The organism is Flavobacterium sp. TMP13 (assembly GCF_050847115.1).
GTDB lineage: Bacteria > Bacteroidota > Bacteroidia > Flavobacteriales > Flavobacteriaceae > Flavobacterium.
On record NZ_CP193656.1, the window covers coordinates 1,875,792 to 1,896,951 of the forward strand.

Genomic DNA, 21,160 nt, shown 5'->3' on the forward strand with positions numbered 1-21,160 from the left:
TTTTTAATTTTTATTGATTGAAGTATACTTATTCTTCGATCGTGCCAATAGAATCAATAGGATCTATTTTTATTTTTTTAATAATGTTAGAATAGATGCAGTAAATCATAGAGTAGTTAAAAGGTATTGTAAAGAAAACTCCAATACAAAATGCAAAAATGCCCAACATAGAAGCTAAGAAAGCGGTGATGATTAAACCTAAAATTACTGCGGGTTTTTTAGAGATAATTACTATGCTTCCTTTAATTGCGTCAATTGCTTTTAGATCTCCAAAAATGATTAATGGAACAGCCATGGCGCTGTAAAAAGAAATTAGTAATCCTAAAACCATCGTAGCCGATTGCAATCCTACTTGTTCTAAAATCGTACTAAGCACCACACTTAAAGACGTGATTAATAGTGTAGCAATAAAAATTTGTATGAAATACTGGCTTTTATAGTAATAGAACATTGTTGAAACATTAAATGTTTCGTCATTTTCTGCGGCGTCAGCCATTTTATAGTAACCAGCCCCGATAGGACTCAAAATAGCAGTAATAAACACTTGAGCAGCGAGTACAATTAAAAGTGTTACACCAGTCGGATTCATTTGAGCCAATTCTTGAATAAGGTCGCCACTTAATGCTGCAACACCATATATTGCGATAAGTACGCCAATAACCACAAAAGTAGCAACAATGCTAAAGACTAATAATATTAGCCCAGCGTAAAGCGCTATTTTTTTATAATTCTGAATAGCATGATTAAAGACGGTAGAAAAGTCTAATTCGTAACCATTGTTTTTAATGTTTTCAATCTGGTTTTGTGTAGTAGGTTGCATGAGTAAGAGTATATTTTTTAAGACATTAGGGCATTTAGGCCGTAAATATACTATTTTTTAAAATACTATAAAGTGTTTAAAATGAGCGCGCTTTTTATTTAAAAGAAAAGTCATTTTTTGTGAATAAAGCAGTTTTTTTATGAATCGTGGACTGTTTTTAATTCTAAATCCAGTCGAGTATTTTTTTTATAAAAGCAAGTTTATCTTTGTAAGGTGCGTAGCGTAACGGTAAATCAAGCCAATTTCCTTTTTTTACAATTGCTTTATGGTGCGAAAACAATTCAAAACTCAGTTTGCCATGGTAAGCACCAACACCGCTGTGACCTACTCCCCCAAAAGGCAAACGTTTATTTGAGAAATGAATAATAGTATCGTTAATGCATCCGCCGCCAAACGAAAATTTTGCAATCATTTTTTCTGCAAATTCCCTACTATCGCTAAAAACATATAAGGATAGTGGTTTTTCGTACTTTTTAATAATTGACTCGAGATCGGCCTCTGTTTTGTATGTAAGGATAGGAAGTAAAGGACCGAAAATTTCATCCTTCATAATTAACGAATCTAAATGCTCTTCATTGATCAAGGTCGGAGCAATATATAAATCATTTGCATCGCTTTGTCCACCAAAAATCACTTTATTTTCATCTATCAGTTCGATCAATCGCAACCAGTTTTTGGTATTAATAATTCGCGTATAATCAGGTGATTTCTCCGGCGAAATACCGTAAGCTTTGGTTATCTCTTCTTTTAAAAAACCAATTAAATGATGCTTCATTTCTTTTTGAACCAAAATATAATCTGGTGCAATGCACGTTTGACCCGCATTTATAAATTTACCCCAAACAATTCGTTTGGCTGCTAGTTTTAAATTGGCTGTTTCATCAATAATACACGGATTTTTTCCCCCTAATTCTAATGTTGTTGGGGTTAAATGCTCTGCAGCAGCTTTGGCTACTATTTTACCAACAGCGACACTTCCGGTAAAAAAGATATAATCCCAACGTTTTTTTAATAATTCTTCAGAAACTTCAACACCACCTTGAACAACTTCTACATGATTGATATGAAAAGTTTCCTGAATTATTTTAGCAATAATTTTAGAGGTATTTGGTGTTAATTCGGAAGGTTTTAAAACCACTTGATTTCCTGCGGCGACTGCTGAAACCAATGGTGTCAATGCGAGCTGAAACGGATAATTCCAAGGAGCAATTATTAGTACTTTTCCGTAAGGTTCTTTATAAATATAATCGGAAGAAGGAAAATTAACTAGAGTAGGAGTAACTTGTTGGACTTTTGACCACGACCGAATATTTTTAATGGTGTCTTTTAGTTCGCTAATGACGTAACTCGTTTCGGTAAGAACAGCTTCAAAAGCGGGCTTTTTAAAATCATCATACAAAGCTTTAATAATTAAATCTTCGTTTTGTTGTACAGAAAATAGTAACTTTTTGAGTGTTTCTTTTCTGAATTTGATGTCGTTTTTATAATCCATTGTAAAAATTAGGGTTGGTCTCTATGCAAGTTAATTTTTAAAATCGGTATTATTTGTAAATTCATCATAAAATTAGACCGCGTTCCAAATAGGATCTTCAGGCGTCGGTGCGACTATCGTAAGGTTTTCTTTAGTAACAGGATGCACGAAGGAAAGTTTGCGGGCATGCAAGTGAATTCCGCCATCTGGATTACTACGATCAGCTCCGTATTTTAAGTCTCCTTTTATAGGAGATCCAATTGCAGAAAGCTGCGCTCTAATTTGATGGTGGCGCCCAGTATATAAGTTTATTTCTAAAGCAGCGTAATTTTGAAGTTCCTTAATTACAGTATAATCCAATCGTGCTAATTTACTTTCAGGAACTTCTTTTACATGCGCTTTTGAGGTATTGTTTTTTTCGTTTCTTTTTAAGAAATGCACTAATTCATCACTACTTTTGGTTGGTTTGTTTTTTACAACTGCCCAATATGTCTTTTTTGTTTCTCGATTGCTAAACAATTCGTTCATACGACTTAAAGCCTTGCTTGTTCGGGCAAAAGCTACAATTCCGCTAGTTGGTCTGTCTAGACGATGAATAACACCCAAGAAAACTTCGCCAGGTTTATTGTACTTTTCTTTAATATATTCTTTTACAATATCCGATAATGGTTTGTCTCCCGTTTTGTCTCCTTGAACCAAATCGCCTACACGCTTATTAACCACAATTAAGTGATTGTCTTCGTGCAGGACTTGTAAATTATTTTTGTCTGAAAGTATTTTCATTAATCTAAAAATTCGGTCTAGTAGTAAGAGTATAAAAATAAAGCACTGTATTGGCGGATCGCTTTTGTCCGTTCAAAAATAAATTAATACTGTTCGTTTTCGTTCGGGAACTCTTTTGATTTTACATCACTAACATATTGTCCGATTGCAGTTGTCATTCCTTCGTATAAATTCATGTAGCGACGTAAAAAGCGTGGACTAAATTCATTATTCATTCCTAACATATCATGAATAACAAGTACTTGACCGTCAACACCGCCACCAGCTCCAATACCAATTACAGGAATCGAAATACTTTCGGCTACTTTTTGTGCTAGATGTGCAGGAATTTTTTCTAAAACAACCGCAAAACAGCCAACGTTTTCTAGCATTTTGGCGTCTTCGATTAATTTATCAGCTTCTTCCTCTTCTTTAGCGCGAACTGTATAGGTACCAAATTTATATATCGATTGTGGCGTTAAACCCAGATGTCCCATAACCGGAATGCCTGCATTTAATATTTTCTTGATCGATTCTTTGATTTCTTTTCCACCTTCTAATTTCACGGCGTGACCACCACTTTCTTTCATGATTCGAATAGCAGAACGCAACGCTTCCTTAGGATCAGATTGATAGCTTCCAAAAGGTAAATCAACAACAACCAAAGCACGTTGTACCGCGCGAACTACAGAGGAAGCATGGTAAATCATTTGATCTAACGTAATTGGCAAGGTTGTTTCATGACCCGCCATTACATTAGAAGCCGAGTCACCAACTAATATAACATCAACACCAGCAGTGTCAACAATTCCGGCCATGGTGTAATCGTAAGCAGTTAGCATCGAAATTTTCTCACCATTCGCTTTCATATCGATTAATGACTTAGTAGTGATTCTTTTATAGTCTTTTTTAGCTACTGACATGGAGGATTTTTTAAAAAGTTATGGCTTATGCCGAATTAAAAATAATCAAGCTGCAAAATTAATTAAATATTTGTTAACAATCGGCCATATTTACAGCAATTGCTAGTCCACCTTCTGAAGTTTCTTTGTATTTCGAATTCATGTCTTTAGCAGTTTCCCACATGGTTTTTATCACTTTATCTAAAGGGACTTTTACATTTTTTGCATCGGTCTCCAAAGCTAGTTCTGCGGCATTAATCGCTTTTATAGCTCCCATAGTATTTCTTTCAATACAAGGAATTTGAACTAAGCCACCAATTGGATCACAGGTGAGTCCCAAATGATGTTCCATAGCAATTTCGGCAGCTATTAAAACCTGTGCAGGACTTCCACCCATTAATTCGCACAAGGCAGCGGCAGCCATGGCAGATGAAACCCCGATTTCTGCTTGACAACCTCCCATTGCGGCAGAAATTGTCGAACCTTGTTTAAATAAACTTCCTATTTCGCCGGCAACCATCAAAAATTGTTTGATTTCTTTGTCGCCTGCATCGTGATTCTCAATTACCAAATAATACATTAAGACAGAGGGAATCACGCCAGCACTTCCGTTGGTTGGCGCTGTAACTACGCGTCCTAACGCCGCGTTAACTTCATTTACTGCCAATGCGAAACAACTCACCCATTTTAAAATTTGACGAAATTTCACTTCTGTTTTTCGAATTTCTTGTAACCAGGTTTGAGGTGAGTCGTAATTGGATAATCCGATTAGGTTTTGGTGCATGTCAAACGCGCGTCTGCGAACATTTAGTCCGCCAGGTAAAACGCCTTCCGAGTGACAGCCAATGTACATACATTCTAACATCGTATCCCAAATGCGCATTAGCTCCTTATTAATTTCAGATTCAGCTCGCATCGACTTTTCATTTTCATATACAATTTCAGAGATCTTTTTGTTTTCCTCAATAGAATAACGAAGCAAGTCGTCGGCGTTGTTAATCATAAATGGGAAAGCACACTTAATTACTTCCTTAATATGCGCGTTACCTCGGTCTTCGGTAACGACAAATCCACCTCCTATAGAATAAAACGTAGAACTGTATTCTTGACCATTTTTCGCGTAAGCCGTAAATTTCATTCCATTGGCATGAAAAGGCAAGAACTCTTTATTGAATACAATATCTTGAAGAAAATGAAACGGAATGACAATTTCGTTTCCTAATAGTAGTTCGTTTTTTTCTTCAATTTTTTTAATAATTGAAGCAATATTTTCGATGGGAATGTATTCTGGGTCTTGTCCGCTCAAACCTAACATTACGGCCAAGTCACTAGCATGTCCTTTTCCTGTTAAAGAAAGAGAACCGTACAAGTCAACTTTTACTCGTTCGAGGCCTAAAAACAAATTAGCTACTTTTAGTTCTTTCAAAAAGCGTTCTGCTGCGCGCCAAGGACCTAATGTGTGGGAACTCGAAGGACCAACACCAATTTTTAACATGTCAAAAACTGAAATACATTCTTCCATTTCTTATAAATTTTAAAATACAAAGATAGCCGAATAGTGCAAGGAGTTTGTGAAATACATTGTTAATTGTACGGTTTTATTAGAATAATCTAAAAAAAATAATAATTTGGCAATTCTAATGAAGAAAGTGTCATTATTATAATGGTAGTGTTTTTAGAACTCTTGAATTTTGGAAGTTATACTGTACTAATTATGATTTTCGGATGGTTAGAAATCAAAGTACAATACTTGTCTGTTACTTTTGCTAACAGTTTATGCTGATTTATTGTTCAGTATTTAAAAAGATGGACCTATTTAAGATACCAGTAGCAAATTGTAGTAACGTACTAGTAATCTCAAAAGGAACTAATAGTACTACTGATTTGTATTTGAAAGTAAATTGGCGCACAAAATCTAAATTTCATGCGCCAACGTAATAAGACAATTTGTAGCAAAGAGCTTAAATAAAATAACTACAAATGCACTTTAAATTTGTACCGTTAAAGCGCAAAAAGACTTTTGGGAATGGCGTTAAAACCAACGTTATTCACTTTTTCTTCCACTGCCTCTACTTCAATCAACTTCGTAGTGTAAATCGTAAATTCTTTAGGGAAGATGTCATTGTTTAAAATCACTTCGCTTATTCCTTCTAGCGTTAAAATTTCATTTTTAATTCGCTCTAAATCTTCAACTGTATTGGCATTCGTACCAAAGATTTTTCCGTGATTACCTGGGATTATATTTTCTGATAATAGACTCATGTTTATTTGTTTTAAATTGTTAAATACACTCTAAGTTACTACTTTAAAACAATATTTTTTCATGTTTTCATGCTATTTTAACGAAAACAGAAAAAACATAAAGCGCGAAGTTTACTATTTAATGGATAACAGGACTAACGACTCAATTTTTTTTGTAAAAAATTAAAAGGCTAAGTCTGTATAAATTAATTTGTTAGGCGGATGACTTAGTAAAGTAAGTATCTAGAAGTTGTAATTTCCACTTTTATCAACCGTGTAAGCAAGTTCTTGTTTGTCATTCATAAATTTATCATAACCTACTTTCAGATTAGACCAAAAAGCAACCAATTCTGGATTGTCTGCATATTTAAGTTTGTACAAATCAAAATGAATATCCGTCATTTTATAAGGAAAAATGTAAACAGGAATTTTGGTTTGACCGTCATTTTTAGCATTAATAGCATATAAATACAGTTCTTTGATTTTGTCATCAGTCATGGGTAAACAACCTACTGTCACATTTGATCCGTGAATATAAATATCTCCACCTAGTTTTTTTTCGGTACTTTTTTTGCGATCTGCTTGATTTGGGTAGTTAATTCCTAAAGAAAGATGGTATTGACTGGTAGGGTTAAAAGTGTCAATGTAATAAATGCCTTCTGGAGTTTGAAAATCGCCTTCCATTCTTTTTGGGCCTAATTTTCCAGAACGTGCACGAATTTTATAGGTATCTATCTTTTTATACGTTGTTTCGGTCGTTTTTTTACCATAAACTTCTAACTCGCCGCAATCTTTGTACGCAACAAAAACCAGATTCAGATCGTCTATTTCGAGACCGTTGGAATGTAATTTTTGTTGAATGATTTGAGATTTTTCAATGATTGCTGCACGTACGCGGTCAAACTTTTTTTGTTCAGCCATAAAAGCTGTTTCGGCAGCGAAATTACCTAAAAGAAATGTTAAAAGAAGGTAGGTTACTCTCATCAGTATAAATCATATTAAGGTTTGCGAGAAAACGTATTAACATTTGGGACGTTAATATCGAGCAAGTTAAAAATATTTTGCTAAAAATTTGTGTGATTGAGTTAAAATTTTAATTTTTTTATCACTACAGTTATGTTACAATAAATTTTAACAGTATTATTATTAGCAATAAAATTAATACTACTTGTTTTTAGGTTGGTTTTGCTCTATAAGTTGCTGTGTTGAATTTATCTCAATTTTTTTTAATTGTAGTTGTTGTATTAGGTTAGAATTATCTTCCAGGTTCACCGAGCGAGTAGCATCAAAAATAAAGTGAGTATCGAAACCTAATGATTGCCCATCAATCGCAGTATATTTTACGCAAAAATCGGCAGCTAAGCCAACTAAGTAGATAGAGCTTATTTTCTTGCACAAAAGAACTGCATGTAATTGTGTTTTCTCTAAATGATTATTATCGAAAAAAGCAGAATAACTATCCACTTTTGAATTTTGCCCTTTCAGAACAATAGCGTCAAATAAGGAAGAGTTTATTTGATCGTGAATTTCGGAACCTGTAGTGTTTTGAACACAGTGATCGGGCCACATAACTTGTTCGCTCTGATCATCTAAAGTTATAGTTTCAAAGGCGTTTGCATGAGAATGATTGGATGCAAAAGAAATATGATCGGATGGATGCCAGTCTTTTGAAGCTGCAATAAGTCCCCAGTTTAGTGTCATTAACTTGTTTATGTAAGGAATGAGTTCATTTGCTCCTTGAACTTCTAGCGAGCCGCCTTGCATGAAATCATATTGCATATCAATAACCAACAAAGCACTATTTTTTAAAGACATTTTATTTTATTTAATTTGCCTGTAAGTTATATAGAAAAAACAGGCGAAGGAAATAAAACTTGAGGCTAATTTAATAGAAAAAGGTGTGCTTATCATTGATAAGATTTAATAATACGTTTGATTGCTTTCTAATTTCTTATCGCAAAAAGCTTCTTAAAATAGAGACAGGATGTTGTGCTTCGCGTTTCGTTCCATCAAAAATTTGGTGGCGACAACTGGTTCCCGCGGCAGCAATAGAAACGTTTTCAGCTGTTTTTCTTATTTTAGGAAATAAAGTATCTTCTCCCATTTGCATACTTACGGCGTAATGTTCTTTTTCATAACCAAACGAACCGGCCATACCGCAGCAGCCCGAATTATAGATCGTAACGATATTATTTTTTGGTAAACTCAGCATGGCAAAAGTAGCTTCAATGCTACTAAGTGATTTTTGATGGCAATGTCCGTGAATTTTAATTTCCCGTTTTTCGGCTGAAAAAGAATTGGATGTGATGTTTCCTTTTTCTGATTCATTTTTGAAGAATTCATCGATGGTAAAAACATTTTTAGATAATTTTTCGGCAGCCTTCTTATCATCGGCTAATCGAATGTACTCGTCTCTAAAAGTTAATATTGCTGAAGGTTCTAGTCCAATAAGTGGCGTGCTTTCCGAAATTAAATCTTGAAAAATATTTATATTTTTATTGGTGATTACTTTAGCTTCTTCTAAAAAACCCTTCGATAAATATGTTCTTCCGCTTTCTTCATGATCAACAACTAGAACTTCAAATCCTAATTTTGTGAGGAGTTCGTAGGCATCAATTCCGATAGTAACATCATAATAATTAGTGAATTCATCATTAAATAAATAGATTTTTCCGTGTAATGTATTGGCTTGTTTGGGTTGTTTACTGTACCAGCTTTTAAAAGTGAAGGCCGCTAATTTAGGAACATTTCGCTGCGATGCAATTCCCATTGATTTTTTCATCAAGGAAGAATTGGAAATAAAATTGGTTAAGGCAGGAAATAGGCTTCCCAACTTATTCAGTTTGGCATTTTTGGCAAAAATGGTATTTCGTCTAGAAAACCCGTTTGCTTTTTGATATTGGTATAAAAATTCTGCTTTTAAAGTGGCTACATCCACGTTGCTAGGGCATTCGCTCGCACACGCTTTACAACTTACGCACAATTCAAAAACTTCGTACAATTCTTTAGAATCAAATTTATTTTCTTTTTCAGAATAGGTCAAATATTCGCGCAAAGCATTGGCTCGTGCTCTAGTAGTTTCTTTCTCATTTCTAGTAGCGCGATAGCTTGGGCACATCGAGCCACCTGCTGAAGGTAATTTGCGACAATCGCCAGAACCATTGCATTTTTCGGCAGCGCGTAGAATTCCCATACTGTCTGAAAAGTCCTGAAAAGTTACTATTTCAGGTTCCTCTCTTCCTGAAATAACCCGATGATTCTCATCCATTTTTGGAGTGTCGGTAATTTTTCCGATATTAAAAACAGAATTAGGGTCAAATGCTTTTTTGATCCGTTTGAGTAATTCATAATTCTGTTCGCCAATCATAAACGGAATAAATTCGCCGCGAACAATTCCGTCTCCATGCTCGCCACTTAAAGAACCTCGGTATTTTTTTACCAAAACAGCAACTTCGGTAGCAATGGTTCGGAATAAAACTAAATCTTCTTTTTTCTTTAAATTCAATTCTGGGCGCAAGTGCAATTCTCCCGCACCAGCATGGGCATAATAGATCGCTTTTTGACCGTATTTTTCCATCATAGCAGTAAAATCCGCGATATAATTAGGTAGATCACTCAGTTCTACCGCTGTATCTTCAATCGAGTCAGCGGCTTTATCATCGCCCACAATACTTCCTAAAAGTCCGAGACCTGCTTTTCGCAAATCGTTCACTTTATTAATGTCGTCGCCATATATTTTAACCGATGCATATCCAAAATGGTGTTGCTTTAAATCGGCAATTAAATCATTGGCTTGTCTTTCGGCATCGGCCATGTCAACTGCAGATGCCAATTCGAACATCATAATTGCTTTAGGTTCTCCGACTAAGAAAAATCTATTTTTGGATTGCTCCCGATTAGTTTTAGTACACTCTAAAATGATATCGTCTATCATTTCGCACGTATACAAATAGTGTTTCATTGCAATAACAACCGATTCTAAAGATTCCTGAATCGAATTGTAATGTGCGACAACCATGATATTATGAGGTGGTTGTAAATCGTCTACTTTCAACGTTACTTCAGTTGTAAAAGCGAGAGTGCCTTCGCTTCCACATAATAATTTACCTATATTAATTGTCGGCTCGTTTCCTCCAAATAAATCCGATTTTAATAATAAATCTACAGCATAACCCGTATTTCTTCTGTGAATTTCTGGTTTTGGAAATTCCTTTATGATTTCCTTCTGATTTGCCTCTACAGAAAGCTCATCATATAAAGCTTTATAGATTTTATTTTCTAAAGTTTCTCCTTTTGTTTTTTGAATGAATTCAGCGGAAGTTATTTCTTTAAAAATTGCTTTGGAACCGTCGCTTAAATAACAACTAATTGAAACAATCTTGTCACGAGTAACGCCGTATCGAATAGAAGTTGTCCCCGAAGAATTATTCCCGACCATACCGCCAATCATGCAGCGATTAGAAGTGGAGGTGTTTGGGCCGAAAAACACACCGTGCGGTTGTAGAAATAAATTTAATTCGTCACGAATCACTCCAGGTTGAACAGTTACCGTTTTTTTAACGGCATCAAAGTCGATGATCTTGGTAAAAAATTTGGAAACATCGACTATAATTCCGGTTCCTACTGTTTGTCCAGCCAAAGAAGTCCCAGCAGTTCGAGGAGTTAGAGATATTTTATGCTGGACCGCAAACCGAATTAAGCGTTTAATATCGGCTTTAGTTTCTGGAATCGCAACAGCGATAGGTTTAAGTCGATAAACAGAAGCATCTGTCGCATACAAGGTTTTGTATAATTCATCAAAGTGAAGTTTTCCTTGTAGCGATTGGGCCAATTGCTTTAACTCTTTATTTATTGACATTGTGTGTTTTATTTGTGACAGAATGTTTGTTGTTCTGTTTTACAAAAATATGGCGCTATTTACAACGTTTCATTTTTTTTGCAATGTTTATTTTATATAAATATTAATTATTTAGATGCAGCCATTACTAAGTTCTACATCATGAAAATAAGAATACCTACTTAAATATTGGTACTAAATTATTTAAAAATTCTCTGAAAGTAGTTGACAAAAAAGACGATAAATTTTAGTACTATACGCTATTATCTATAAAACATGCAAAAACATGCATTTCTTAGAAGCATGCCATCATTCTACAAAATAGAAACTCCAGATTTCCAGTACTCGTCAAGTCTTGGGTCTTTTGGATTTAAATCGGTAACAATAGTACTGAGTTGGCTTAGTTCACAAACCACGTGTGGTACTTTTGTGTTTAACTTGTTGCAAGCGAACATGGTAACTACTTTGTCGGAAGCTTCCATCATTGCTTTTTTCACAATCGAAACTTCGTAATCAATTTCTGTTAGTCCTTGTTGGATATTAATTCCACTTGCGCCAATAAAGCAAATATCAGCTTTTATTTTAGAAACCACTTTAATAACATCCATGCCAATAGTTACCATTGCGTTTTTCTGCATTTTACCGCCGATAAAGATAATATCGATATTTGGATGTTGAGATAGCTGCATAGCAATTCTTAAACTATAGGTGTAAATGGTAGCTCTTAAACTGGGCGGAATCAGTTTTGCAAAAACTAAGTTGGTGCTTCCGCCACTCATAATAATAACTTGACCATCATGTAGTAATGGCAGGGCTTTAGTTGCTATTTTTATCTTTTCATCTTCGCTCGTAATAATAAAATCGAAAATAGTAGGGTGATTGTCAGTGATTTGAATACCGCCTCCGTAAACTTTTTTTAAGAATTTTTTGCCATTTAATTCATTTAAATCTCTTCTGATTGTGTCTTCTGATAAATCTAAATGCATTGCTAAGTCTGTCGTGATGACCCTAGAGTCTTCCTTAAGTTTGCTGAGTATGTATTTGTGTCTTTCTGCTTTTAGCATTTTTCAAAAATTAGTATGGGAACGCAAATATATTAAATAATTACATTCAATAACAGTCATTTACAAGTTTATTAAATAAGTAATTAGGCCCTTTTTTTTAGTGTAAATAAAAATATAAGGATTAAAATTTGCGTTTTTATGCGTTTTTATGATGATTTGATGAAATATATGTAAAATTTATGCAGAGGTATGCAATTATAAAGTACATTTGCTTTATAACCATAAAAACCAAACGATTATGAAGAAATTATTTCTTATTTCTTTATTGCTTTTGTTTGTGCAGGTAGTATTTGCACAAATTAAAACAATATCAGGAACAGTAACAAATAAAGTAGACGGTATACCAATACCAGGAGCTACTGTATTAATTAAAGGTACAAGCGAGTCCACAAGCACCGATTTTGATGGGCGGTATACTATAAAAGCTGCTGCAGGACAAATACTAAGTTTTAGCTATGTTGGTTTTGCAACTAGAGAAGTAGCTGTAAGTACACAACAAATAATAAATGCTGATTTATCAGAAAGCGCGATGAATTTGGATGAGGTTGTTGTCGTAGGATTTGCATCTCAAAAGAAAGTAAATTTAACTGGTGCTGTTGCAAAAGTAGATGTGGATCGTGCTTTAGGAAGTAAGCCTATTTCGGACATTAGCAAAGGACTACAAGGTACTACGCCTGGTTTAAATATTTCTTTCAACTCAGGAAATATTGGACGAAGTTCCGATATCAATATTCGTGGCGCGGGAACTATTATAAATGGTAAAGCTGCTGGGACTCCTTTGGTTTTAGTGGACGGTGTTCCTTCGGATATGTCACTAATCAATCCAGAAGATGTAGCTTCGATGTCTATTCTTAAAGATGCCGCGTCAGCTTCTATATATGGAGCTCGTGCAGCTTTTGGTGTGATTTTAATTACTACCAAAAACGGAAAAGATGCGAAGGGTAAAGTGCGATTTGCCTATAGTAACAATGTAGGTTGGAGCAATCCCATTTCGTTAGTTGGTTTTAATGATCCAACAAATGAGCTTCCTGCTATGATCGACGCACAAGCGAGAGCAGGAAACGCTAACCCAGAATCATTTGGAATGAATTACAAAACGTTACTTCCTGGAATAGTTAATTGGAAAGAAAAATATGCTTCTACTCGAAGTGATCAAGATAAAAACATGGTTTTTGGAGAGGATTTTGATGTGATTGGAGGCAAGCTTTATTTTTATAGAGTATGGGATCCACATGCAGAAATGTTAAAGAAAAATGCAATTCAATCGTATCATAATTTCTCTGCTCAAGGTTCTTTGGGTGAAAAAAATTCGTTCATTGTTTCCTTGGGAGTTTCGAATCAAGAAGGAGTTATGAAAATTAACAACGAAAGCAATCAAAGAGTGAACTTAAATATGGGTATGTCGACAGAATTTACGGAGTGGCTTACGGGTGATTTCAAGGTATTGTCGTCTATTCAAGAATACGATTCTCCCTTTAACTATTACAATAGTGGAGTGGATACCGAAGGAAATGGATATTTTGGATATTACATGCGTTGGGGTTCTTATTTTCCTTATGGAACATATAAAGATATTAATTTCCGTCACGCACCAGGATACATGGCTAATGCGTCCATGAATGAAAAATTAAATAATGATACTCGTTTAAGTGCGAAGCTTACTGCTCAAATTACCAAAGATTTTAATATTATTGGAGAATACAGCATCAATAATAACTTTTCTAGTTATAAAATGAATGGTGGACAAATTCCGCTTTGGGATTGGTGGTCTGGTTCTGCTGATCTTGTTTCGGGAAAGCCAACAATGATGGAGTCGGGTAACGATTTTGTAGCACAAACCAAATCATCGTATGTTCGAAATGTTGCCAATCTATATGGTAATTATTCTAAAACGTTAAATGAGGTACATAATTTTAAAGCTTTAGGAGGTTTAAATTCTGAGTGGTATGATTTCGAAAGAACGTACGGTCGCAGAAACACACTTTTAGATAAAACTAAACCTGAATTTAATTTAGCGATTGGAGACCAGTTTACTTCTCCACTTTCATCAAATTCAATTTTAAATCCAGGTTTATCTCAATACGCAATTGCTGGATTTTTTGCTCGTGTAAATTATGATTATGACGGCAAATATTTGCTTGAATTAAACGGTCGTTACGATGGTTCTTCTAAATTTCCAACTAACGAACAATGGGGCTTTTTTCCATCTGCTTCTGTAGGGTATAGAATTTCTAAAGAAAAGTTTATGGAAAGTACTAGTGGTTGGTTAAATGATCTTAAAATTCGCGCATCCATTGGTTCTATCGGAAATCAAAATATTGCAAACAACGCATTTTTGCCCATTATGACTAGTAGTAACCCTTTCTGGTTAGGTGGTGGAGCCTCAATTCCGCCGTCAGTATCGCAACCGAGTAACGTTGATCCCACATTAACTTGGGAAGAAGTGACTACTCAGGATATTGGTGTTGATTTAAGAATTTTCAGTATGCTGTCCATGACGTTTGATTATTACCAACGAGATACCAAAGGAATGTTAGCGCCAGGAAAGTCTCTTCCGGGTTCATTTGGACAAGCAGCAGCAAATACGAATTCTGGAAATTTAAGAACAAGAGGTTGGGAAGTTGCTCTTAATTTTAATAAAGAGATTACAAAAGACATTAATGTATATGCAGATCTTACGCTTTCTGATTATACAACTGAAGTGACGGAGTGGAATAACTCATCAAAATTATTAGGTTCTTTTTATGCAGGCCAAAAAATCGGTGAAATTTGGGGACTAAATTCAGATCGATTAATTCAGTCGACTGATGTGGTAGATGCAACGGGATTGATCGTAAATGGTGTTGATTATAAAAATATACGTACAGGCGCTTTTAAATACGGAGCGGGAGATGTAATGTATACTGATGTCAATGGCGACGGTGTAATTTCTAGAGGAAAAGGAACAGCAGACGATTCTGGAGATTTAAGTGTTATTGGTAATACAACGCCTCATTATCAATATGGTGTTCGTTTAGGTGGAGTTTTTTACGGATTTGATGTAGATGCATTTTTTCAAGGTGTTGGTGAACGTCAATATTGGGCAACATCAGATTTAGTTTTGCCGTTTTATAACAGAACAGATGCAATGTATGCACACATGAACGATTATTGGACTCCAACTAATACCGAAGCGTATTATCCAAATCCTTATCCGAATCATGCAGCGAGTGCTTTTGGAGCCTACGCGCCGGGATCGAACAACTTTGTAGCGCAATCAAGATATTTATTAAACATGTCGTATTTAAGATTAAAAAGTGTAACTGTTGGTTATACTTTACCAAAGACAATAAGTCAAAAAATCGGAATGGATAAAATTAGACCATACGTTTCAGGCTTGAACTTATTGACTTTTAAAGATGGTAAATTACCTGTTGACCCAGAAATTGACGATGCAGAATCAGCTTGGGGAAGAACTTTTCCGTTTTCTAAAACATGGTCTGTAGGTATTCAACTTGCATTTTAAAAATTATTTAAAAATTAAAAAATCAATTAAAATGAGAAAATTAATAATAAACTCTAAGATAAAGATATCGATTGTCTTGCTTTCTATGGCAGGGCTGTCTTTTAGTTGCTCAGATTTTTTGGATACTCCTCCCGAAGATATATTCACTGATACAAATTTTTGGACTTCAGAAAATAATGTAAAAACATATTCTTGGCTTAATTATGATACCTTTTATGGCTACGGAAATAATGCTAGTATAACATCTGAATTTTATTTTCATACTTCGTCTGATTTAGATGACAATTTAGCGATGAATGTTTTTACCAACTTCAATACAACCGCAAACGCCATCAATAAAAATTGGAACGATTATTATACTTTGATACGCCGTTGCAACTTAATGCTAGAAAGAGTCCCAACGGTCCCAATGGATGAGGTAAAGAAAAAGCATTATACAGGTGTTGCAAAATTTTTTAGAGCTTACACTTACTTTCGTTTGGCACAACAATTTGGAGATGTTCCTTACACAGATATGTATTTATCTCAAAGCGATGTAAACGTGTATAAACCAGCTTTAAGTAGAGCCGAGGTGATTGATAATGTTATAAAAGATCTAGAAGAAGCTACTGCTTTACTTTTAGATATTGATGATAAAAATGTTACGGTTAACAAGTACACGGCTTATGCTTTATTAAGCAGAGTTTGTGTTTATGAAGGAACGAGCAAAAAGTATAATTTTTCGCAAAATGGGAATGAATACCTTCAGAAAGCAAAAACAGCCGCTTTGGTTGTTATGAATAATCCTGCTTATGTATTAAAGCCAGATTGGCAGTCGCTTTATAATTCGGTAGAATTATTGGGTAATTCAGAAGTAATTTTGGCCAAAAGATACTTAAAAGGAGTTCTAGGTAATTCAATTCAAGCCTATACAAATACTTCAACAGTTCAAAACGGATTAACAAAGTTCGGAGCAGAAAGTTACGTGACAACTAATGGTTTGCCAATTAAACAAATCGGTGGGAATGCACAATATTTAGGCGATGACAATATTGCAAACACATTTGCAAACAGAGATCCTCGTTTTTCGAAAGCTTTTGGAAAACAAGATTATGCTTATTCAGACAAGCCTTTAACGGGGTTAACATCTATTACAGGCTACGTATTTCAGTTGTTTAACAATCCTACTACTTCGGGAACGGAAGTTACCACAATTGGACAAAACCAAATTGATGCACCTGTATTTACATTAAGTGAAGTATATTTGAATTATGCAGAGGCTTGCGCCGAATTAGGAACAGTTACTAATGCTGATTTGGATATGTCGATTAATAAAGTTCGTGCACGTGCTGGAATAGCTGCTTTAACAACTGATGGAATCAATGCAACAGCTGCTGGAGTGCAGATAAACGACGCACAACGGGTTACTGCTCTAGAACAAATTTCTGGAATCGTAAGCCCAATTATTTGGGAAGTGCGTCGCGAACGCAGAATTGAATTTATGAGTTGGACAGCCCTGCGTAAAGCCGATATTTTACGTTGGAAAAAAGGGGATTATTTAGATACTACAACTAATCCAGATGTGGCGTTAGGAGCAAGAATACCTGCCTTGATAGGTACAAGTTCTAAAACAAAAGTAAATGCCAGCGGATATGTAATTCCTTATGCTGCTGGTGTTAGCAGAGCATTTGTTTCTCCAAAAAATTACTTAACAGCTATTCCTACAAACGACATCAGTTTATATGCGGCTGAAGGAGTAGAATTGAAGCAGAATTCGGGCTGGTAGCAGCCGGTACTTAAAGATTATTAATGTTTGTTTGTTAGTAAGCTACCTCTGAATAATTGTTATTTCAGAGGTAGTATTTTACTATGATAATGCCTAAATTGAAAAAATAATTTTGAACTTTTTTCAAATCTAAAACCTTAAATAATTTTTTGAATGAGCCATTTTTTTAAAAAGCAACTCGTTGTAGCGCTGTTATTTCTTTGCAGCACATCTTATTCTTGTCAAGGAGTAACTAAAACTACAGCGGAAAAAAGCACTGACAACCGAATAAAAACAGGAGCTGATCACTTTGAAAAATACCTTCCTTTATTAGAGAATAAAAAAGTCGGAATTGTAACCAATCAAACCGGAATTTTAACGAATAAAGTTCACTTGGTCGATTTTTTAATGGAGAAAAAAATTAAAGTACAAACCATTTTTGCTCCAGAACATGGTTTTAGAGGTACTGCAGATGCAGGCGAACATGTGGTTGACGGTAAAGATGCTCAAACCGGAATTTCGATTATTTCAATTTATGGAGATAATAAAAAACCAAAAAAAGAGCAATTGGCAAAAATTGATATTATGATTTTTGATTTGCAGGATGTCGGTGCTCGTTTTTACACCTATATTTCATCGCTGCACTATGTAATGGAAGCTTGTGCAGAGCTTAATATTCCTTTAATTATCTTAGACAGACCCAATCCGAACGGAGGGATTATCGACGGACCTTTGTTAGAAAAAGAGTGTACAAGCTTTGTGGGTATGCACCCAATTCCGCTACTGCACGGAATGACAATTGGAGAATACGCCCAAATGATTAATGGCGAAAAATGGTTAAAAAATGGTATGCAATGCAAACTAACGGTAATTGAGTGTTCTAATTACAAAAGGAGTATGAACTACAGTTTACTGGTAAAACCTTCACCAAATCTTCCGAACGATCAGTCGATAAATTTGTATGCCAGTTTGTGCCTTTTTGAAGGAACAAATGTAAGTGTGGGTAGAGGAACAGAAAATCAATTTCAAATATACGGATCGCCATTTTTGCCAGAAACTACTTTTTCATTTATACCAAAAGCAAATTTTGGCGCCAAAGATCCGCTTTACAATGGTAAGAAATGTTACGGTGAAGATTTGACAAACTATCCAAAATTAAACCAATTGGAATTAAAGTGGCTGATTAAAGCGTATGATAATACTGCTGATAAATCAAAATTTTTTAATGCTTTTTTTACCAAATTAGCAGGGACAAAAAATCTGCAAAAACAAATTGAAGAAGGTGTTTCTGAAACAGCAATTAGAGATAGCTGGAAACAAGACTTGATAGGTTTTAAGAAAATGAGAACTCCGTATTTATTATATTAAAGTTATTTGTAGTTAATTCTCCTATTTCAAAATAATGATTTAAATCGAAAAAAAAATGACAAACAAAAATCCTGAAACAGAGCAAGAGTCGTTGTATAAAAATTTAGATCAAATGACCGTGAAAGAATTACTCACGAGCATTAATGCTGAAGATACAAAAGTGCCTCAAATTATAGAAAAGCAAATTCCTAAAATTGAGAAATTAGTAAAGGATATTGTTAAAAAAATGCAATTGGGTGGCCGATTATTTTACATTGGAGCAGGAACTTCGGGTCGTATCGGAATTTTAGATGCCTCTGAATGTCCGCCTACTTTTGGGGTTTCACACGATATGATTATTGGAATTATTGCCGGCGGCGATACGGCAATAAGAAAAGCGGTAGAGAATGCCGAAGACGATACCGAGCAAGCGTGGAAAGATCTAAGTAAATTTGAAATTTCTAGTTTAGATTTTATCATAGGAATTGCGGCCTCTGGAAATACGCCCTATGTGCTTGGAGGTCTTAAAATGGCAAAAGAACACAATATTAAAACAGGAAGTATTTCCTGCATTAGCAACGGACTTATTGCTCAAGTTGCCGATCATCCGATTGAGCTGGTGGTTGGTCCAGAGTTTTTGACAGGAAGTACTAGAATGAAAGCTGGGACTGCTCAAAAGTTGGCCTTGAACATGATTTCGACTTCGGTAATGATCAAACTTGGAAAAGTAAAAGGAAATAAAATGGTCGACATGCAATTGTCTAACGAAAAATTAGTGAAACGCGCCATAAAAATGATCACAGAAGAATTGCATATTGAATCTGAGGAGGCCGCTGAATTACTTCAGAAATATAAAAATGTGAGAGCAGTTTTAGCCGAAAAAAGCATTAAAAAATAAATTTATAATAAAACACGAAACCGCATGTCTTCAAGTACAATTTTGATTTTCATATTTGTCTATTTTGGAATTTTACTGCTGATTTCGCAAGTGATTAGTAGAAAAGGAAATGATAATGATTCGTTTTTTAAAGCAAATAAAAATTCAAAATGGTATTTGGTTGCTTTTGGAATGATAGGAACGGCTTTATCTGGCGTGACTTTTATTTCAGTGCCGGGCGAAGTAGGATCTCCAAACGGAGAACAATTTAAATATTTTCAGTTTGTTTTAGGAAATGCAATTGGATTTATAATTATTGCAAAAGTGCTGCTTCCCTTGTATTACCGAATGAATCTGACGTCAATTTACAGTTATATAGAACAGCGGATGGGTGTTTTTAGTTATAAAACTGCTGCCACTATTTTTTTAGTGAGTAGAACCATAAGCTCGGCTTTTCGTTTGTATTTGGTCGTAATTGTTTTGCAACGTTATGTATTCGATTTTTATTCCATTCCTTTTCCAGTTACTGTATTTTTGGCGCTTACTTTAATTTTTTTATACACCTATAAAAGTGGTTTAAAAACGATCATTATAACTGATACTTTGCAAACTTTTTTCTTGGTAAGCTCTGTTTTAATTACGATTTATTTCATCTGCGACAGTTTAAATTTAACAGTGATAGAATCGATAACTACTGTTCGAGAAAGCGACTACTCTAGAATATTTTTCTTTGACGATTTTATGACCAGCAAGTATCATTTTGTTAAACAAATATTGGGCGGAATGTTTGTTACTATTGCCATGGTTGGACTCGATCAAGATTTAATGCAGAAAAATTTAAGTTGTAAAAACATTGGTGACGCACAAAAAAACATGTTCACTTTTACAGGAATTTTTGTTTTAATAAATATTATATTTTTAAGTTTAGGTGCTTTATTGTATATCTATGCAGAAAAAAACGGAATCTCAATTCCGCTCGATGAGGTAACTGGAAGACCGAGAACAGACTTACTTTTCCCTGAAATTGCACTCAACCATTTAGCCATAATTCCTGCTTTTATTTTTTTACTAGGAATCATAGCTGCCACCTTTGCAACGACCGATTCGGCACTGACTGCTTTAACCACTTCATTTTGCGTCGATTTTATGGGAATGGACAAAACCGGAAATTTGGCCAATAGCAATAACGTAAAAAAGAGACATTGGATACATTTAGGATTTTCATTTTTACTATTTCTAGTGGTAATTATTTTAAATTCATTCAATGATGCTTCTGTTGTAGCGCTAATTTTTAGAGCAGCCTCGTATACATACGGACCATTATTAGGATTGTATGCATTTGGCTTGTTACAAAAATCGAGATTGGTTACCGATCGTTTGATTCCGATTATTTGTTTGCTATCTCCGCTTGCTACTTATTTTTTAAGTGAATATTCTGGTGTGTTATTCGGTTATACTTTTGATAATGAATTGATCATCATCAACGGATTATTTACCTATATCGGTATTTATTTTACAAGCACTAAATCGGTACACAAAATTAACTTCTAGTGTAAAGAAACAGCCAAGTAGGGTATTAAAAATAAACAA

15 protein-coding genes are annotated in these 21,160 nt (G+C 34.8%); 5 read left to right on the forward strand and 10 right to left on the reverse strand.

Annotated features, from left to right (window positions below):
- Positions 1 to 28: 28 nt before the first annotated feature.
- The 10 genes from ACRASX_RS08265 to ACRASX_RS08310 form a co-directional block, all read right to left on the reverse strand.
- On the reverse strand, positions 29 to 820 hold the full coding sequence (locus ACRASX_RS08265; RefSeq protein ID WP_066307673.1) for a hypothetical protein: 792 nt from the start codon (positions 818 to 820) through the stop codon (positions 29 to 31).
- Between the two features lie 163 nt (positions 821 to 983).
- Positions 984 to 2,312, reverse strand: coding sequence for an aldehyde dehydrogenase (locus ACRASX_RS08270; protein ID WP_432223058.1), 1,329 nt, complete (start codon positions 2,310 to 2,312; stop codon positions 984 to 986).
- Between the two features lie 72 nt (positions 2,313 to 2,384).
- Positions 2,385 to 3,074, reverse strand: coding sequence for an RluA family pseudouridine synthase (locus ACRASX_RS08275; protein WP_432223059.1), 690 nt, complete (start codon positions 3,072 to 3,074; stop codon positions 2,385 to 2,387).
- 83 nt (positions 3,075 to 3,157) lie between these two features.
- Positions 3,158 to 3,976 (reverse strand): 3-methyl-2-oxobutanoate hydroxymethyltransferase, encoded by an 819-nt coding sequence (panB, locus tag ACRASX_RS08280; RefSeq protein WP_066307668.1) that lies wholly within the window; start codon positions 3,974 to 3,976, stop codon positions 3,158 to 3,160.
- 73 nt (positions 3,977 to 4,049) lie between these two features.
- Positions 4,050 to 5,477 (reverse strand): L-serine ammonia-lyase, encoded by a 1,428-nt coding sequence (locus tag ACRASX_RS08285; protein ID WP_066307667.1) that lies wholly within the window; start codon positions 5,475 to 5,477, stop codon positions 4,050 to 4,052.
- A 479-nt stretch (positions 5,478 to 5,956) separates the two neighbouring features.
- Positions 5,957 to 6,217, reverse strand: a complete 261-nt coding sequence (locus tag ACRASX_RS08290; protein WP_066307665.1) for a hypothetical protein — start codon at positions 6,215 to 6,217, stop codon at positions 5,957 to 5,959.
- A gap of 222 nt (positions 6,218 to 6,439) precedes the next feature.
- Positions 6,440 to 7,180 (reverse strand): L,D-transpeptidase family protein, encoded by a 741-nt coding sequence (locus ACRASX_RS08295; RefSeq protein ID WP_432220854.1) that lies wholly within the window; start codon positions 7,178 to 7,180, stop codon positions 6,440 to 6,442.
- Between the two features lie 180 nt (positions 7,181 to 7,360).
- Positions 7,361 to 8,011 carry a bifunctional nicotinamidase/pyrazinamidase gene (gene pncA, locus ACRASX_RS08300; RefSeq protein ID WP_432220855.1) on the reverse strand — a complete coding sequence of 217 codons (651 nt, stop codon included), beginning with the start codon at positions 8,009 to 8,011 and terminating at the stop codon, positions 7,361 to 7,363.
- A 136-nt stretch (positions 8,012 to 8,147) separates the two neighbouring features.
- Positions 8,148 to 11,054 (reverse strand): FAD-binding and (Fe-S)-binding domain-containing protein, encoded by a 2,907-nt coding sequence (locus ACRASX_RS08305; protein ID WP_432220856.1) that lies wholly within the window; start codon positions 11,052 to 11,054, stop codon positions 8,148 to 8,150.
- A 293-nt stretch (positions 11,055 to 11,347) separates the two neighbouring features.
- Complete coding sequence (locus ACRASX_RS08310; protein ID WP_432220857.1) at positions 11,348 to 12,097, reverse strand: DeoR/GlpR family DNA-binding transcription regulator; 750 nt, start codon at positions 12,095 to 12,097, stop codon at positions 11,348 to 11,350.
- Positions 12,098 to 12,335: 238 nt separating this feature from the next.
- Between ACRASX_RS08310 and ACRASX_RS08315 the strand changes: the two genes are divergently transcribed.
- The 5 genes from ACRASX_RS08315 to ACRASX_RS08335 all read left to right on the forward strand — a co-directional run bounded on the left by ACRASX_RS08315 (position 12,336) and on the right by ACRASX_RS08335 (position 21,121).
- The gene (locus ACRASX_RS08315) at positions 12,336 to 15,602 is read left to right on the forward strand and encodes a SusC/RagA family TonB-linked outer membrane protein (RefSeq protein ID WP_432220858.1); all 3,267 of its coding nucleotides are present in this window, start codon (positions 12,336 to 12,338) and stop codon (positions 15,600 to 15,602) included.
- A 31-nt stretch (positions 15,603 to 15,633) separates the two neighbouring features.
- Complete coding sequence (locus tag ACRASX_RS08320) at positions 15,634 to 17,367, forward strand: RagB/SusD family nutrient uptake outer membrane protein (RefSeq protein ID WP_432220859.1); 1,734 nt, start codon at positions 15,634 to 15,636, stop codon at positions 17,365 to 17,367.
- Between the two features lie 153 nt (positions 17,368 to 17,520).
- A complete protein-coding gene (locus ACRASX_RS08325; RefSeq protein WP_432220860.1) occupies positions 17,521 to 18,714 on the forward strand; it encodes an exo-beta-N-acetylmuramidase NamZ family protein in 1,194 nt (397 codons plus the stop codon).
- 55 nt (positions 18,715 to 18,769) lie between these two features.
- Positions 18,770 to 19,591: an N-acetylmuramic acid 6-phosphate etherase gene (gene murQ, locus ACRASX_RS08330; protein ID WP_432220861.1), complete on the forward strand. Its 822-nt coding sequence runs from the start codon at positions 18,770 to 18,772 to the stop codon at positions 19,589 to 19,591.
- Between the two features lie 24 nt (positions 19,592 to 19,615).
- The gene (locus ACRASX_RS08335; protein WP_432220862.1) at positions 19,616 to 21,121 is read left to right on the forward strand and encodes a sodium:solute symporter; all 1,506 of its coding nucleotides are present in this window, start codon (positions 19,616 to 19,618) and stop codon (positions 21,119 to 21,121) included.
- Positions 21,122 to 21,160 lie beyond the last annotated feature (39 nt).